Here is a 15,613-nt window from a genome sequence, read left to right as displayed (position 1 = left end):
CCCAGCCGAACACGTCAGCACTGCCATAACCGGTGCCCGAGAACAGCGTGACGACGTTGAACGTGGTTTCGCGTAAAATGGTCCAGAAATCATCTCTGCCATCGTAGATCCGAAAGGCTACGATCAAGCCGACTGCATAAAATAACCATCGGATGTAGGCCTGTGCCTGAACGTCCGAAAACAAGGGCCGCGCATCGCCTGCCACGATTTGCACGTAGCGAATGAACGGCAGGCTGGCGAGGATCATGAAAATGACCGAAACGTATTCAAGCGGGCCTGAGAAGAGCGCAAAAGATGCATCCGATGTCGAAAAACCGCCGGTCGAGAGGGTCGTCAGCGCATGCACGATGGCCTCGAGCCATGTCATCCCGAACGCACGGTATGCGATCGCGCATGCGATGGTCAGAACTGTGTATATTTGCAAAAGCCGTTTCGAAATATCCAGCGCTCTAGGTAACACCTTGCCAAGCGTGTCGAACCCTTCCGCGCGAAAAAACTGCATGCCGCCGACTTTCATGACCGGCAAGAAAATCAGCGCAACAATGACAATTCCCAGCCCGCCCAGCCACTGCAGAATGCCACGCCACAGTAAAACGCCTTCTGGCATATCGTCCAAGCCGACGAACACTGTGGACCCGGTGGTCGTCATACCGGAAACGGCCTCGAAATAGGCGTCGATAAACGATGCCTGCGGAACGCCCAACATAAATGGAACAGCCCCCGCCAAGGGCAAAAAGACCCACAGCGCAGTCGTCAACAGAAAGGCCTGTCGTATACTCAGACCGCGAACGTCCTCGCTGCGCGTTGCAAGAAATACAAGCATGCCAAGGGTTATCGTCAGAAAGCTTGCGGTGAAAAACACCTGCCAGTCTTGACCACCGTAAACCGCGTCAAGGACTGCCGAAGGCAGCATCAGCGCGCCCATCGGCAAAAGGGCCAGGCCCACGATTCTTGCCACGGGGCGGATATCGACGGTTTGGATATGCCCGCGCGGCGTAGGGCGATCAATATTCTTCAAAATGTCGCCTTATCCACGCGATCCCGAACGCACCTATACTCTTCATGCACATGCGCGTCACCATCTTCCGGAGAAATAGGTCTGTGGAGTGTCCCCTGAGCGACCGTTCCATGCACGAATGGCAGCAATGCGAAAGCTGCGCCGCAGCGTGGAAACGGCCGCGAACGACAGGTCAGGGCCGGTCACGTTGCTGCACCTGCAGAAGAATCTCCGCCGCTGCCAGTAAAAGGAACGTTATTGGTCGCCTTCGCGTATGGTCCTCTCTGGACAAAACTCAGGCGTTTTCGTCCCGATCAAAATCCACCGATATCGGTGAAAAACTCTATCATGCGCATTCGTAGCGCAATTTACGAGAATTCTGTCCTGCTGGAACATCAAACAGGGCGGTATCTGGGGCAAAAAAGCTCAATGGCAGAACGCTTGTTTGCTTTCTGTGGCCAGCTTTAAGTTCGAGGGAGTTTTTCACCGATATCCACCGTTTTAGACAACACAGTTCTGGCAAGGGGTTTCTGTCCGACCCCCCTACGTCTCAGCCAAATGGCTCCGCGCATCTCGAACGATTATCCACGAGGAATTCAGAAACAGTCCTCCGATGGCGAACGCAACGAGCAGGTCGGGGCAGCTCCGAGAACCGAGAGGGTTGGGAGCCAGACCATGAGTTGGCTGAGCCAGTTCACCCGTTGCGGTGGTCAGAGACGACGCTTTGGGAAAAGGATTCGACCAGATCAGCATCACGATCCGTGTCGCTCCTCGCCATGTCCGCGCCCACCGAACTCGGAAGAATCGCCACAGGCGTGGCGCGCGCATTCCAATTCCAACGTCGTGTGCTCAATGTCGAAGCGGTCGGCGAGTGCCGTCTTGATCCGATCTTTCACTGCGTCGGCATCGTTCCAGCGGCCTTCGGCGATGACGACATGCGCGTCCAATGCGGCGCGATGTTCATCCATCTGCCAGAAATGCGCGTGGTGAATGTCCGTTACGCCGTCGATCCCGCGCACGGTTTCGAGAACCGCGTCCGTTTCGATCTCCGGCGGCGAGCCGAGCATCAGGATACGGATGACGGGGCCAATCTCCCGGAAGGATTGCCATAGAATATAGCCCGCGATCAACACGGTCACGAGCGGGTCGATCAGCCGCCAGTCGTAGAGCAGGATCAGCGTGCCCGCGACGATGACCGCGACGGAGCCGAGCGCATCGGCCACGTTGTGCAGGAACGCCGCGCGGATGTTCACGCTGGATTTCGACATGGCGTAGGTCAGCGCGGCCGTCACCGCGTCTATGATCAGCGCGATCCCCGCGATGATGACGATCAGCCAGCCTTCGACGGGCTGCGGGTCGGCAAAGCGCATCGCGGCCTCGTAAAGCAGGTAAAGGCCGATCACGATCAGCGTCGTGTAGTTGATGAGTGCTGCAACAACCTCGACCCGGCCATAGCCGAACGTCATGTCCGCGTCTCTTGGCCGCCGCGCGATCTTGCGCGCGCCGAACGCGATGATGAGCGATATCGCGTCGGAAAAATTGTGCAGCGCATCCGCGATCAGCGCAAGCGAGCCGGACATGATGCCGCCGACGATCTGCGCGACCGTCAGGCCGATGTTGACGGCAATGGCGGCGATGACCCTGCGGTCGCCCACTTCTGGATCGACGTGGTGGTGGTGACCGTTGCCCATGACGGCTCCTTTTGATTCGTATCGTTTCAGAGTAGATACAATCTACAGCGGCTGTAGGTTCAAGGGCCAATGACGAAAGAATATTCCATCGGTCAGATGTCGCGCCGAACGGGCGTGAAGGTAACGACGATCCGCTATTACGAATCCCGTGGGCTGATCCCGTCGCCTGGACGCACCCAAGGCGGGCAGAGGCGATACGACGAAGCGGCGCTCGAACGGCTCGCTTTCCTGCGCCACGCGCGGGAACTGGGTTTCAACCTCGATGACATCGCAGAACTGATGGCGTTGGCCGAAACTCCGTCAGAGGACTGCGCACCCGCCTACGAGATTGCACGGAAGCAGCTCGCGGCCGTGGACCGGCGCATGACTATTCTCGCGCAGCTTCGAGAAGAACTGGCGCGGATGGCTAACGCGGACGATCCAGGCCATGCCGGAAAGTGTCGTGTCATCGAGGTTCTGGGGGATCACCGTCTCTGTATTGGTTCGCATGACCTGTCGGACAGTCGCGCAGATTTATCCGGAAGCTAAACGAGGTTCAGCGATGGAAATTTTCCAAAACTCAACCGTTTCTGTCACCGGCGAAATCGACCGGTATTGGCGTATTCTATCGTCGAGGCAGTCGACCCCGCGCACGACCAGCGTGCTGCCGTCGATCCGAATCAGCCTGACAAGGGCGCTGCCGATTGGGTTGGGCCGAACAGGCGAGCGCAGCGCGAAGGTGCCGATCGTGGCGTGCGGATCACGCCGATGAACCGAAGCATCGCGTCCGAAGGCCGATCAAGCGTGATGGCTGCCTCATTCCCGCGCAGATATCTGTACGCGCCGCGGCTTACGGAAATTTTGCAGTCACTTTTTGAATGCGCAACTTATGCATCAGCCGTATCGTCACAAATCTGTGGCAATACTTCCATTTTAACCAGCCTTGATGTTTGATCATCAGGAAGTCTACAGTGCAACTTAACGGAAATAGTGCAATCGCTGGAGATTTTGCAGCAACATGGCAGACGCGTTCGGCTTGGCCCTTCAGCTGGTCTTCTCCGGCGATCCGAATCTACATGAGATCGTGCTGCTGTCATTGCGGGTCAGCCTGACTGCGACCGTTCTGGCCTGCCTGATCGGTTTGCCGGTCGGTGCGCTCGTGGCTATCGCGCGGTTCCCCGGACGCAATGTCGTGTTGATCGTGATGAACGCGCTCATGGGGCTGCCGCCGGTGGTGGTGGGCCTGCTGGTCTACCTGCATCTGTCGCGTTCGGGACCGCTGGGCTTCCTGGGTCTGCTCTACACGCCGACCGCGATGATCATCGCCCAGACGATCCTGATCGCGCCCATTGTCGCTGCGCTGTCGCGGCAGGTGCTGGAAGACCTGCACTCCGAATATGCCGAGCAGTTCCGCTCGCTCTGCCTGACGAAGCTGCAAACCGTGCAGGCGCTTCTGTGGGACGCGCGCTATTCGCTGCTCACGGTCGGACTTGCCGGGTTCGGTCGCGCCGTGGCCGAGGTGGGCGCGGTGATCATCGTGGGCGGCAACATCGACCACCTGACGCGGGTGATGACGACCGCCATCGCGCTGGAAACGTCGAAGGGCGATCTCGCGCTGGCGCTGGCGCTTGGCATCATCCTGCTGGTCATAGCACTTGGTGTGAACGCCGCCGTGCAGTCGGTGCGCATGACCGCGGCAAGGCAGGCCTATGTCTGACGCGCTGACCAGTTTGGCACCGGCGGTGGCGCCGCGAGCACAAAGCGCCGCAATCCTGCCATTGGCGGTGCGCGACCTCGAGCTGCGCTTCGGAGAGTCAGTCGTCCTGAACGGGGTAAGCTTCGACCTTTCTGCGACTGGCTGCACCATGGTCATGGGCCCGAACGGGTCGGGAAAGAGCCTGCTGCTGAAGCTGCTGCACGGCCTGATGCAGCCAAGCGCGGGGCAGATCTGCTGGGGTGATCACGCCGCGAGCCACGCGACGGCGCGCCAGGCGCTGGTGTTCCAGAAGCCGGTCCTACTGCGGCGCTCGGTCGCAGCCAACATCGACTTCGTGCTGAAGGCGCGCGGCAAGGATGCGGGTCGTCGCGATGCGCTGCTCGACCATGTCGGGCTGCGGCACAAGGCGCCCCAGCCCGCGCGCCTGCTGTCAGGCGGCGAGGCGCAGCGGCTGGCGCTGGCCCGCGCGCTGGCGACCGACCCCGAGGTGCTGTTCCTCGACGAGCCGACGGCCAGCCTCGACCCCGCGTCGGTGCTGGCGATCGAGGCCATCGTCGGCGAAGCGCGCGACCGCGGGGTGCGCGTCATCTTCGTGACCCACGACACGGGGCAGGCGCGGCGGCTGGCCGACGACGTTCTGTTCCTGCAACGCGGCCGGATCGCCGAACACACGCGTGCAGCCGACTTCTTCCCCGCGCCGCAAAGCCAGGCGGCCCGGGATTACCTGGACGGCAGAATCGTCGTCTGACAGACCAACCAAGGGAGACACCACATGAAGATCAAGACACTCGGCGCCGCCACGATCGCCACGTTCCTGGCCGGCGCCGCCTGGGCGCAGGACCAGTCGATCATCGTCCAGTCGACCACGTCGACGGCGAACTCGGGCCTTTACGACTACCTGCTGCCGATGTTCCAGGAAGAGACCGGCATCCAGGTCAACGTCGTCGCCGTGGGCACCGGCCAAGCGATCCAGAACGCCGAAAACTGCGACGGCGACGTCCTGCTGGTGCATGCAAAGCCCGCCGAGGAGGCCTTCGTCGAGGCTGGCTACGGCACGAGCCGCACCGACCTGATGTATAACGACTTCGTCATCGTCGGCCCCGAGGACGATCCCGTCGGCGTCAGCGGCATGGAGGACGTGCAGGCGGCGCTGTCGCAGATCGCCGAGGACGGCGCGCTGTTCGCGTCGCGCGGGGACGATTCCGGCACGCACAAGAAAGAAATGGCGCTGTGGTCCGACGCGGGCATCGATCCGACCGAGGCCTCGGGCGAGTGGTATCGCGAAACCGGGTCGGGCATGGGCGCGACGCTGAATTCCGGCATCGGCATGGGCGCCTACGTCATGACCGACCGTGCGACCTGGATCAGCTTCGACAACAAGCAGGATTACGAGATTCAGGTCCAAGGCGACGAGGACATGTTCAACCAGTATGGCGTGATCCCGGTCAGCCCCGAGCACTGCCCCAGCGTGAACGCCGAGGCGGCGCAGACCTTCTCCGACTGGCTGGTCTCGAACGCGGGCCAAGAGGCAATCGGCAGCTACATGGTCGCGGACCAGCAGCTGTTCTTTCCCAACGCGCCCGCGAACTGATCGGACACTTGGGGGCGGCCGGATGCGGTCGCCCCCGGCCGCGTCATCGAAAATGCATGTCAGGCAGGCGAGAAACCGGCTATCAGTGTCCGCGACGTTTCCAGAGGCCGACATATGACCGACACCGCGTTTCCGGACCACGAATTCCTGACGGTCAAGGAGCTGGCCGAGCTGCTGCGCCTGAAAGAGCGCAAGGTCTACGACCTCGCCGCCTCGGGCGCGGTCCCGTGCTCGCGCGCGACGGGCAAGCTACTGTTTCCGGCGGACGAGATCCGTATCTGGATCGACAGCGCCAAATCGGGCGGAAAAGATGGTTCCGCGGCAGGGCCAACGAACCGACCGCTGATCATGCCGGGCAGCCACGACCCGCTGCTCGACTGGGCGATCCGGCAGTCGCGTTGCGGGTTGGCCACCTTCCACGACGGCTCGCTCGACGGGCTCGAGCGTTTCGTGCGAGGCGAGGGGGTCGCTGCGGGTCTGCACATCCATGATGAACTGTCGGACAAGTGGAACGTCCCGGCGGTGTCGAAATCCGCAGCCGGCCAAAACGCTGTGCTTGTGTCCTTCGCGACGAGGCGGCGGGGGCTTGTCGTGCGCCCGGACATGCCCGCGCCGTCCGGCCTGTCCGATCTTGCGGGGCGTCGGATCGTGCCCCGGCAGAATGGGTCCGGGACCGACACACTGTTCCGGCACCTTGCCGCGCGCGAAGGGCTGAGCCTATCCGGCTTCGACATGGCCGAAGTGGCCCGCACTGAGGACGAAGCCGTCGAGATGGTGCGCCGGGGCGAGGCGGACGCGGCTTTCGGCCTGGAGGCGGTGGCAAGGGGCTACGGGCTCGACTTCGTGCCGATCCTCGATGAGGAGTTCGCGTTGCTGGTCGACCGTAAGGCGTGGTTCGAGCCGCCGATGAAGACCTTGGTGAAGTTCTGCACGTCCCAGATGTTCAAGGCGCGCGCCGACACCTATGGCGGCTATGACGTTGACGAGTTGGGCACCAACGTCTGGAACGCGTAGGACGAAGGCCGAGGCTCTCCACCTGGCAACGCTCACAACTCTCGCGGTAAGCGTCACGTGCTTCAACCTTACTCCCGCGCTTGGCTCGTGAGCCGTGTGAATGAAACTGCAATGTCAGCGCCAACAGCAGGGGGTCCGACGCGGTCTTGGGGCGACGCTGCGGGACGGAGAAACCATTATGCTCTGACCACATAGAATACCGTAAGCGGTGGTGCGAGGCGCGCCGTCACCGGGACCCATGGCGGATCCTCCGTGGCTGCATGAAGGAGAATTGTGCAGCTTTGTCTGCACAGCCGACGACCATCCCGCAGCTTATGCCATCCGTTTGAACCGACTGCGTTCGCCTGACGGTTGTGGGACAACGAGCGGTCAGAATCCACCGTATTTGACCAATAGGTTCTGAGTAGGTGTTTCCGGCCAACGGCAACCGTTCGTGATCAATGCAGCGAGCGGCAGCTGAGAGCCTATACTGACGGTCCTGGTGAACGATAGGTTAGCAGCCGCAGCGTAGATTGGCCTGCGTGAACCGGCAGTGGCTGAACCGTATTGGTGGTGCTGGCGGCGCTGCTGCCTTGGCTACAACCAGTCGCGGTATTTGAAATAGAAATACGGCAGGATGGCCGCGGCGACCATCAGCCCGATCGCGAAAGGATAGCCGTACAGCCACGACAGTTCGGGCATGTATTCGAAGTTCATGCCATAGATTGAGGCGATCAGTGTGGGCGGCAGAAAAATAACTGCGACTACTGAGAATATCTTGATCGTCGCGTTCTGTTCGATGTTGATCATTCCGAGACTCGCGTCGAGCATGAAGGTGATCTTTTGAGACAAAAAGCCGGAATGGTCGGTGAGTGAGCGGGCGTCCCTCGAAAGGGTCTTGATGCGCTCGCGCAGATCTTGCCCGAGTTCCCGCTCCGACGCGACATGGCCAAGGAACCCGGCCAACCGCTCGAGCGTCATCAGGCTGTCCCTGATGTGTGAGTTCAGGTCCCCTTTCCGCCCGATTTTTTCGAGAACCCCTTGGAAATTCTGAGGCTCCGACTTCGTGTCAGTTTTGCGAAAGATACTTGCCGACACCTCGTCTATATCCCGCCCCGCCCGCTCGAGAACGTCGGCCAGCCTGTCGATAATAGCCTCAAGAAGGCCAACCAAAACGGCGTCCGCGTCCGGCAGCTTCATGGCGGTCCTTTGTGCCTGAGTTGGGAATGTCGTAAATGCGCGGGGATCGTGGTAACGCACCGTTATCAGATGTCTGCCGGACAGGATGAAGGACACCGGCGCCATCTCCGGTTCATCTTCATCAGTTTGTGCTGGAAGAATTGCTGTCATGAATGATGCGCCGTTTTCTCGGTAAAGGCGCGAGGAAACCTCGATCTCCTCCATATCCTCCCGATCCGGAATAGTAATCCCAAGGAGGTCGCCAAGCGGCGCAACCTCTTCCGGGGACGGGTTCACGAGATCGATCCAAGTGGCGCTCAGGTCGGGGCTTCCGACCGTGTCGTCCGGCTGCAGGCGGCTTTGGTCGGTGCTGAAAGTGCGGATCATACGTTCTTTGCCTCATGTCAGTGATTGAGCTTTTAGCCACGATGTAGGCGTCGGGTCTGCGGCGGACGAGTGTCGCGCATTATTCGCGCCAGAAGTTCGGAACGAATAGGACGTAGACCGACAACAACTCAAGCTGGCCGACGATCATTCCTGCGATCATTGGCCACTTGGGCGGCGTCGGGAAACTGTCCATCGCGCCCGTCGCTCCAAGTGGACGTCCGTCAATTGCACATCCGGCACGCCCAGAATGAACGGAAGGGACCCGGCGGTTGCCAGAACCACCCAGGTCGTCGAAGGAGAAACGCCTGTCGGATGTTGAGACCCGGCGAGCCGTGATTTTTGCTGACAAGGTAGGAGTCCCGAAGTCGCAAAAAGCGGCAATCTCTGACCGCCATAGACCGCGTTGAGCGCGTCGAGCGCTGCCGAATGCAGCATAAGGGCGCCCATCCGCACGAGAAGAAGGCAGACGCTCGTCGGCGAGGTGGATGTCAATCTCGACGAACCGCTGTTGCCTGATGACGAATGACGGACAGTGCCGGTGCTGCGCCGCTCGTAGTCAACGGCTGGTCTATCTACGCGCATCCGGTCTGTCTTGATCAACTCGAGGGGCTGATCGAAGAGGTCGAAGCCCGTAAGACGCGTGATCCCAAGGCGTGGCAGAAAAAGAACTGCACAAAGCGCCTGGCTACGATCTTCAAGCTTGTGAGTGAGAATATCCCTGCCGACCCTGGAGATCCTGCTTTCCGTCAAGGCGACACGCTCGGCGAGCACCGAAAACATTGGTTACGGGCCAAGTTTTTCCAGCAGTATCGGCAATTTTTCCGCTTCGACAGCAACGCCAAAGTGATCGTTCTCGCTTGGGTGAACGACGAGAAGACCTTGCGGGCCTATGGCAGCAAGACCGATGCCTATGCATGAGGTGACGGCAGACGGGATCGGATTTGGCATGATCACGCAGAAGCTTTTCCACCCCTGCCAGTTCCTGACGCAGCGCGCGCCGCGCACACAGGATTGGTTTTGCGGCGGCTTCCAGCATAGGATTGCCCTCGGCGAGTTCCTGTACTCGCTGCTCAAAGCGCCCCTTGGCGACCTGTCCCATCTTCAGCCCAAAGTTACGCAGCACCCCGCGGATCGACAACTCAAGAGACAGAGTGGCTTGCTGGATCGCTTTGCGTGAAGACAACAGCGCGCGCATCTCCTGCGCCGACATGGATTTGCAGTGGACCGGTCGGAACCATCCCATCTGCAAGAGCCGGGCAATCCCTTCGGCATCCCGCCGGTCAGTCTTGATTGGCATCGCCTGCAGCGCACCCTTCACCTGCCGGGTTTCCATCAGGATGGTGGTAAAACCGGCCTCGATTAAATGCCGATATAACCACTGTGACAATGGCCCGGCTTCAAGACCCACCCCAACGACGCACCCAGGCAGTGCGTTTAACATCCTCACCAGATCTTCGGGTTCGCTTGGTGCTGTCGTTTCTCTCACGACCTTGCCCTGCGCGGACACCACGCAGATCGCGGTGCTTGCAAGAGAGACGTCCAAACCGATATGCAAATCCATGTCGTTGCCCTTTCTTTGTCAGAGATCTTGGGGCGCACCTCACCGCACGACCCCGTAAACACGCTGTACTGCGTGCCAAGGGCAACGACACATCAATCAACCACGTATTTCAATTCACAACGAACGCGATTCGTGACGAGCCCCAATACGGTATCTCCTTGTGAGGTTCTGGCCGGCTTTGACACCCGCCACGATATGCCGCCCTTCAAATCACGCCATCACCAAAATTCCCGCATAGCTCGCTTTTCTATCCCTTGGATGGTAAGCATCCGCCCAGGGCCGCAGCCGTGCCATACTGATTAGAGGCGTTTGGGTGCGACTTTTGGTTTGCGCGGCTTGGGGGCCCATTTTTTTGCGAGGCGCTCGAAGTTGTCGAGGATACGGCCAATCTCTGCCTCTTCAGGGTCGAACTTTCCCCCATACCACTCCAGCATCCTGTCGTGCTCTTCGTGGTTGGGGGCTGCCATTGCATCAACGAAGTCGGCGTAGCCAGGGAAGCCGCCCACATCCTCAGGGGGGCAGGCCCCGATGGCCCTGACAAGGCGTGGGTAGTCGGCGCCGGGGATGGCGTCATCGATTTTCTCGACCTTGATTACATGGTGCCAGTTGTCGCCAAAGTCATAGATGTAATGGATGGTCTTGGTGCCGACATCTTCGAGCACGTCGAACAGACTGGTTTTGCTCGCGGGCAGCGGGCCATCGTAATAGCCGTCAGGATCAGGCACACCCCAGCCGATACCGCCGGCCCTGAACTCATAGAGGTGACTGTCGGTCCATCCCATGGCGGCCTGGATCACGTCGTGCAGGCGGCTCAGCTTGATCTTGAGCGGCACATCGAAGCGTCGCAGCACCTGAGGCTCAACGTCGGAGAGTGTAACCTTGAGGCGCGCGACCAGCGTCATGCAGCAATCCTCTTCAATTCTGTTGCTGTCTTCCAATTCCAGGGTAGCAATTCATGCACCCGTGACACGGCCATCTCCGGCAGCTGCGCCAGGACATCGGCCATCCATGCCTGGGGATCAATGTCGTTCATCTTTGCTGTGACGATGAGGGTATACATGAAGGCAGCCCTGTCACCGCCGCGTTCGGATCCTGTAAAAAGCCACGACTTTCTGCCCAATGCGATGCCTCTGAGGGCTCGCTCGGCGGCATTGTTCGTCATGCATAGGCGCCCATCATCAAGGAATGCAGTAAAGGCTTCCCAGCGGCCTTCGCCGACGAGCATGTAATTCATCGCCTTGGCGACAGGGTTGTGCTTTGACATCCGGGCCTTCTCGGCGAGCATCCAGTCATGCAGATCATTGACCAGCGGCGCGACCCGCTGCTGGCGGACTTCATGACGCGCTGCGGCTGACAGGCCGGTGATCTCGCGCTCGATGGCAAAGATGGCATCAATCCGCGTCACAGCCACCAGCGCGATGGGAGAGATTTCCTCTGCCACCTTCTTACCCTTCCGGGCAGTGCCTTTGATATCGGCCAGCTCAAAGAACTTGCGCCTGGCATGGCTCCAACACAGTGCTGATTGCACCGGCCCCGGGTTGCGATCTGCCAGATACAGATCATTGTAGCCGCCATAGACGTCTGACTGCAGCACACCATGCCATCCAGCCAGATGCCGGGTCGGATGTTCTTTGCGACGATCTGTCGAGAACTTGAAGAAGACGGCAGGCGGCGCGCCACCATCCCACGGCCGGTCATCGCGCACATAAGTCCAGAGCCGCGCAGTTTTTGTGCCACCGCGCGCCAAAAGCGGCACGGTCGTGTCATCACCATGCAGACGGCCGCCGTTCAGCACGTGACGCTCGATCAGCGCATGGATCGGGGCCAGCGCCACACAGGTATGACCAATCAGATCAGCCAAGGTAGACAGGCTGAGGTCGATACCTTCTCGTGCAATGCGCTCGGCTTGGCGGTTCAGTGGTTGGTGCTGGCCATATTTGTCAAAGGCGATCATTGCGATCAGGCTGGGCCCTGCCCATCCACGCGGGATCGCGTGGAATGGAGCGGGTGGCTGACTGATCTTCTCGCAGTCCCTGCAAGTGAACTTCTCGCGGACCGTTTGGATCACCTTCCACTGACGCGGAATGACTTCCAGCGTGTCGGTAACATCCTCACCCATTTTGACGATGCGGTCTGAACCACAGCAGGTGCAGTTGGTTGGCGCCTCAACCACCACACGTTCGCGCGGCAGGTGGTCGGGAAAGGGCTTGCGCACTGGCTTGCGCCGCGTGAAGGCGCGGACGGTGCTGGTTTTGTCTTGTGCTGCTGCTTGTTCAGCCGCCAGCGCATCCTCGGTGGCGGCGGCTTCCAATTCCTCAAGCTGCAATTCCAGCTGATCAATCAGTCGCGCGCGACGTTCGGAAGAGATGCCGTATTTGTCGCGGCGCAGCTTGGCGATCTCCAGCTTCAACTCCTGGATCATCGCTTCCGTGCAGGATGCCAGGGCGCGCGCCTGTGCCAATTCGGCTTCCGCTGCTTGCGCACGGGCGGTCTGCGCGGCAAGCGCGGCGCGCAATTCAGCGATTTGCAAGGCGGCATTGGACATGGCAGATGTCTACCATGAACGCCACGAAAGGCCAATAAAAACAGGCGTTTCGTCGCAAATTATCCAGCCGTTTTGGGCCTCTGTGTCCAGCGTGGATTTCTCCAGTCTATGCCCTCCAGAAGATAGCCGAGCTGGGCGGCCGATATCGCCACCGCCGTCCGATCCTGGCTCACCGGCCAGATGAACTTCCCTGCCTCGAGGCGTTTCAAATACAGAGACATGCCGACCCCATCATGCCAGAGCAGTTTCACCAGATCACCCTTGCGGCCCCGAAAGCAGAATATCTCACCGGCATGCGGGTCGCGCCCGAGGCCCTGTTGCACCGACAACGCCAAGGTATTCATCCCGCGCCGCATATCAGTCACACCACCCGCAATCCAAACCTTCGTGCCCGCCGGAAACGCAATCATGACCTCACCATCAGGCCATTGAGCAGACGCGCAGCAGCCTCCATGTCAAAGCCGGATGGGATCGTCACGCGACACCGAGGGCCAAGGTCGATCGTTAATACTGGCGCTGGCGGCGCTGGAACATCATCATGGCCAGAGCCGTCTTCGACCTGAAAAACGCGCAAAAATTGCGGGCCAGCCCCAAGCAGCCCAATCTTGTGCCTATATCGCCAATCGTAAAGCTGTGATCGCGAAATGTCATGGCGCCGTGCGACCTCCGCCAATGTCACGCCATCGACATGGCTTTCCTCAACGATCCGGACCTTCTCGTCATCCGACCAACGGCGACGGCGGCCGGTATCAGAGACCGACAAAACTTGAATACGGCAGGTGTTCTCGTGTGCGTCCATAAGGACACTCGATAAACAATCACAACAACACACCGCCAGACGGCTCTCGGCGAATGCTTACCTTGGATGTCAGGAATTGGCTCGAATGACTGACCAAATGGCGTGATTGCGGCCGAACCGCTACGCTGTTCGGCCTGCTTCCGCTTCGTGCCGTTAATCTTCTACGGCACTTTGTGAACAATATTCTGGGGTCTCTCCGGTTTCTCTTAACCATGCGCACATCGTGCCACCTTCGAAGTCAAAGTCCGGATGCGGTGCGTCAGGATGGCGTTCGGGGAAGATAATTGCAGTGGTAGGATCCGGCGCTTCCCGGTCTAGGTTAGGATGAGCACCTGCGAACGTGCCGCAAGGGTTCAGCTCGTAGAGCCAGACATGGACCATATGGAACTCTGGAACCCAGTTCGGATCTTCGATCTGTTCGTTCCCAGCTTCTTTCGTGCGCTCAAGACACTCGCTGGGCGAAAGCCGTTCCAGGAACTGATATTCCGCAGGATCGAGCGAGGGGTTGTCGGTGTCGAGACCCACGAAGCAGGCGCCGGCGTGCCAGTGCCAGATATCGTCGTCTCCCTCAAATCCTTCCGGAGCTTCGGATAATGGTCGAAACTCTTGGCGTGGGGGATACATGCCACCCTCGGGGCGCTTATTCGACGGACCGATGTAGTAAAAAACGCCCCACAGGCTCCCGTCGGACGCATAGTTCAGGCCGAGCGGATTCGCAGGAATGAAGCTATATCCCTGGCTGCCGCCCTCCGGGTTCTGCGCCCAATGTGATCCGTGGCCGTGCAGGACCTCCGTGAATGGAGCGTATCCCTTGCGGATGGCTGTTTCCTGATCTCGGAAAGACTCGGTGTGCTGGTAGGCCAACGCGATCTGCTTGTCTCGGGGGCTACTTTGTGATCCGATTTCTTGGCGAGCGAGTTCGACGTCACTTTCGTCCAGCTGCCCGTCTGCGTTCCGATCAAAGAATGCGACGTAATCGGAAGCATCGACATGCTCCTGAATGAGTAGAACGTCCTCTTCGCTGACCTCTCCACTGGCGTTGAAGTCCGCGACGTTGAGCACTGGCGTCGGTTCCGCTTCCGACGTATCGCAAAAGGCTGCATGCCCATGCTCCTGCACTTCCAAATGCTGCGCCATTGACGTCGAGACCGAAAAAACCTGAACGACAAGCACGGCCGACCCCAAGAAAAATGTTTTCCTTTTCATCCGTTGCTTCTCCTTTAAAACGGACACTCTGAAACCTTAACGAAGCGACCATCCGAAAGTTCCTGTGCGAAGTGTCCATAGAGAGCCGGGTCATCTGTCACGGGAAAAGGAGGTGGATCGTCCGAAGAAGTTCGCCAGTCTCAACGGGCTTCTTAACAAAGGGCGCATCTCTAAAGGCTGAATCATGCTCGTCTTGGTCGGTATTACCGGAGAGCAGGATGAACGGGATGTTTCGCTCGCGTAGGGCAGCGGCAACGGGGGCTGACGACTCGCCGTTGAGGTTCATGTCGAGCGTAGCGCCATCTGGGCGCTCCGTCTCGATCAGGGCGAGTGCACGCTTCACGCTGAAGGCAGGGTCAAGCACCTCGCAGCCTTGATCCTCGAAAATCATTTCCAGATCCATCGCAAGGATGGCTTCATCCTCGACAATGAGCATACGACGTCCAGCCAGCGCCTGTGGATCAGTATAATGTGCGATGGTCACTCTCCTTTGGAGATGGGAAACACGATCTCAGCAGTCAAACCCTCTGGTGCGAGATCAAGTTCCGCCGATCCCTCAAGTTCGTAGGCACACACGCGCTTGATCAGCTTCGTCCCGAACCCCTTGGGGGCGCCGTCCGTTACGGGTGGCCCATCGCTCTCCCTCCACGACAGGCGGACATTGGGCCGCCCGTCCACCTGCATTTCGTCCCACGTCACGCGAAGCGTGCCATCATCGGTGGAGAGCGCGCCATATTTCGACGCGTTTGTCGCCAGCTCGTGCAGGATGAGCGCAAGGCCGAGACCCTGTCTCGGGGTAAGCGGCATCGGGGGACCATCGGCGACCCGGTCGATCTCGCCGTCCCTGTAATAGGCCAAGAGCGTGGTCTTAACGAGGATTGCCAGGTCGGCGGACTGCCAATCCGTTTCGAGCAGTTGGTCGTGGGCGCGTGCCAAGGCCTGGATGCGACCGATGAACCGGTCGCGAT

At 59.8% G+C, this 15,613-nt stretch carries 15 protein-coding genes and 3 pseudogenes; 7 read left to right on the top strand and 11 right to left on the bottom strand.

Annotated elements, in window-relative coordinates; genetic code table 11:
• On the bottom strand, positions 1–1,018 hold a 1,018-nt coding region (locus GZH79_RS17635), incomplete at its 3' end, for a TrkH family potassium uptake protein (protein WP_211645087.1).
• A 731-nt stretch (positions 1,019–1,749) separates the two neighbouring features.
• Positions 1,750–2,688, bottom strand: a complete 939-nt coding sequence (locus GZH79_RS17630) for a cation diffusion facilitator family transporter (protein WP_211645086.1) — start codon at positions 2,686–2,688, stop codon at positions 1,750–1,752.
• Positions 2,689–2,757: 69 nt separating this feature from the next.
• Here GZH79_RS17630 and GZH79_RS17625 point away from each other — a divergent pair, with 69 nt between their 5' ends.
• Positions 2,758–3,216 (top strand): helix-turn-helix domain-containing protein, encoded by a 459-nt coding sequence (locus tag GZH79_RS17625; protein WP_211645085.1) that lies wholly within the window; start codon positions 2,758–2,760, stop codon positions 3,214–3,216.
• Here the strand turns inward: GZH79_RS17625 and GZH79_RS17620 are convergent.
• Positions 3,202–3,411 (bottom strand): annotated as a pseudogene (locus tag GZH79_RS17620) (TrmO family methyltransferase); the annotation flags it as partial. The gene GZH79_RS17625 and the pseudogene GZH79_RS17620 sit on opposite strands and share 15 nt — an antisense overlap.
• Positions 3,412–3,685: 274 nt before the next feature.
• Between GZH79_RS17620 and GZH79_RS17615 the strand changes: the two are divergent.
• The 4 genes from GZH79_RS17615 (at position 3,686) to GZH79_RS17600 (ending at position 6,989) form a co-directional block, all read left to right on the top strand.
• On the top strand, positions 3,686–4,384 hold the full coding sequence (locus GZH79_RS17615) for an ABC transporter permease (RefSeq protein ID WP_211645084.1): 699 nt from the start codon (positions 3,686–3,688) through the stop codon (positions 4,382–4,384).
• Positions 4,377–5,132, top strand: coding sequence for an ATP-binding cassette domain-containing protein (locus tag GZH79_RS17610; protein WP_211645083.1), 756 nt, complete (start codon positions 4,377–4,379; stop codon positions 5,130–5,132). The genes GZH79_RS17615 and GZH79_RS17610 overlap by 8 nt, the downstream gene beginning before the upstream one ends.
• 24 nt (positions 5,133–5,156) lie before the next feature.
• Positions 5,157–5,975 (top strand): substrate-binding domain-containing protein, encoded by an 819-nt coding sequence (locus GZH79_RS17605; RefSeq protein WP_211645082.1) that lies wholly within the window; start codon positions 5,157–5,159, stop codon positions 5,973–5,975.
• 114 nt (positions 5,976–6,089) lie between these two features.
• The gene (locus tag GZH79_RS17600) at positions 6,090–6,989 is read left to right on the top strand and encodes a helix-turn-helix transcriptional regulator (RefSeq protein ID WP_211645081.1); all 900 of its coding nucleotides are present in this window, start codon (positions 6,090–6,092) and stop codon (positions 6,987–6,989) included.
• 576 nt (positions 6,990–7,565) lie between these two features.
• Here GZH79_RS17600 and corA read toward each other — a convergent pair.
• The gene (corA, locus tag GZH79_RS17595; protein ID WP_211645080.1) at positions 7,566–8,534 is read right to left on the bottom strand and encodes a magnesium/cobalt transporter CorA; all 969 of its coding nucleotides are present in this window, start codon (positions 8,532–8,534) and stop codon (positions 7,566–7,568) included.
• Between the two features lie 522 nt (positions 8,535–9,056).
• Between corA and GZH79_RS17590 the strand changes: the two are divergent.
• Positions 9,057–9,449, top strand: a pseudogene (locus GZH79_RS17590) (type II toxin-antitoxin system YhaV family toxin); the annotation flags it as partial.
• Between the two features lie 31 nt (positions 9,450–9,480).
• Complete coding sequence (locus GZH79_RS17585; RefSeq protein ID WP_211645089.1) at positions 9,481–9,711, top strand: hypothetical protein; 231 nt, start codon at positions 9,481–9,483, stop codon at positions 9,709–9,711.
• Here the strand turns inward: GZH79_RS17585 and GZH79_RS19135 are convergent.
• From GZH79_RS19135 to GZH79_RS17550, 7 genes and pseudogenes are all read right to left on the bottom strand, one after another.
• Positions 9,706–10,095 (bottom strand): annotated as a pseudogene (locus GZH79_RS19135) (transposase); the annotation flags it as partial. The gene GZH79_RS17585 and the pseudogene GZH79_RS19135 sit on opposite strands and share 6 nt — an antisense overlap.
• Before the next feature lie 299 nt (positions 10,096–10,394).
• Positions 10,395–10,997, bottom strand: a complete 603-nt coding sequence (locus GZH79_RS17580; RefSeq protein ID WP_211645078.1) for a plasmid pRiA4b ORF-3 family protein — start codon at positions 10,995–10,997, stop codon at positions 10,395–10,397.
• The gene (locus GZH79_RS17575; protein ID WP_211645077.1) at positions 10,994–12,640 is read right to left on the bottom strand and encodes an IS66 family transposase; all 1,647 of its coding nucleotides are present in this window, start codon (positions 12,638–12,640) and stop codon (positions 10,994–10,996) included. The genes GZH79_RS17580 and GZH79_RS17575 overlap by 4 nt, the downstream gene beginning before the upstream one ends.
• A 59-nt stretch (positions 12,641–12,699) precedes the next feature.
• The gene (tnpB, locus tag GZH79_RS17570; protein ID WP_211645076.1) at positions 12,700–13,050 is read right to left on the bottom strand and encodes an IS66 family insertion sequence element accessory protein TnpB; all 351 of its coding nucleotides are present in this window, start codon (positions 13,048–13,050) and stop codon (positions 12,700–12,702) included.
• A 542-nt stretch (positions 13,051–13,592) separates the two neighbouring features.
• The gene (locus GZH79_RS17560; RefSeq protein ID WP_211645074.1) at positions 13,593–14,645 is read right to left on the bottom strand and encodes a hypothetical protein; all 1,053 of its coding nucleotides are present in this window, start codon (positions 14,643–14,645) and stop codon (positions 13,593–13,595) included.
• A 97-nt stretch (positions 14,646–14,742) separates the two neighbouring features.
• Complete coding sequence (locus tag GZH79_RS17555; protein ID WP_211645073.1) at positions 14,743–15,129, bottom strand: response regulator; 387 nt, start codon at positions 15,127–15,129, stop codon at positions 14,743–14,745.
• A partial coding sequence (locus GZH79_RS17550) for a sensor histidine kinase (RefSeq protein WP_211645072.1) occupies positions 15,126–15,613 on the bottom strand: 488 nt, incomplete at its 5' end. The genes GZH79_RS17555 and GZH79_RS17550, both read right to left, overlap by 4 nt.

Origin of the sequence: Loktanella sp. SALINAS62, from assembly GCF_018263905.1 — a bacterium.
In the GTDB taxonomy this organism is placed as follows: Bacteria; Pseudomonadota; Alphaproteobacteria; order Rhodobacterales; family Rhodobacteraceae; genus Loktanella.
This window is presented reverse-complemented; position numbering and strand designations above follow the sequence as displayed.

What these genes read in the sequence shown, in the direction of transcription:
- GZH79_RS17630 (WP_211645086.1), bottom strand. Translation starts at nt 2,688, where the DNA reads ATGGGCAACGGTCACCACCACCACGTCGATCCAGAAGTGGGCGACCGC.
- GZH79_RS17625 (WP_211645085.1), top strand. Translation starts at nt 2,758, where the DNA reads ATGACGAAAGAATATTCCATCGGTCAGATGTCGCGCCGAACGGGCGTG.
- GZH79_RS17615 (WP_211645084.1), top strand. Translation starts at nt 3,686, where the DNA reads ATGGCAGACGCGTTCGGCTTGGCCCTTCAGCTGGTCTTCTCCGGCGAT.
- GZH79_RS17610 (WP_211645083.1), top strand. Translation starts at nt 4,377, where the DNA reads ATGTCTGACGCGCTGACCAGTTTGGCACCGGCGGTGGCGCCGCGAGCA.
- GZH79_RS17605 (WP_211645082.1), top strand. Translation starts at nt 5,157, where the DNA reads ATGAAGATCAAGACACTCGGCGCCGCCACGATCGCCACGTTCCTGGCC.
- GZH79_RS17600 (WP_211645081.1), top strand. Translation starts at nt 6,090, where the DNA reads ATGACCGACACCGCGTTTCCGGACCACGAATTCCTGACGGTCAAGGAG.
- corA (WP_211645080.1), bottom strand. Translation starts at nt 8,534, where the DNA reads ATGATCCGCACTTTCAGCACCGACCAAAGCCGCCTGCAGCCGGACGAC.
- GZH79_RS17585 (WP_211645089.1), top strand. Translation starts at nt 9,481, where the DNA reads ATGATCACGCAGAAGCTTTTCCACCCCTGCCAGTTCCTGACGCAGCGC.
- GZH79_RS17580 (WP_211645078.1), bottom strand. Translation starts at nt 10,997, where the DNA reads ATGACGCTGGTCGCGCGCCTCAAGGTTACACTCTCCGACGTTGAGCCT.
- GZH79_RS17575 (WP_211645077.1), bottom strand. Translation starts at nt 12,640, where the DNA reads ATGTCCAATGCCGCCTTGCAAATCGCTGAATTGCGCGCCGCGCTTGCC.
- tnpB (WP_211645076.1), bottom strand. Translation starts at nt 13,050, where the DNA reads ATGATTGCGTTTCCGGCGGGCACGAAGGTTTGGATTGCGGGTGGTGTG.
- GZH79_RS17560 (WP_211645074.1), bottom strand. Translation starts at nt 14,645, where the DNA reads ATGAAAAGGAAAACATTTTTCTTGGGGTCGGCCGTGCTTGTCGTTCAG.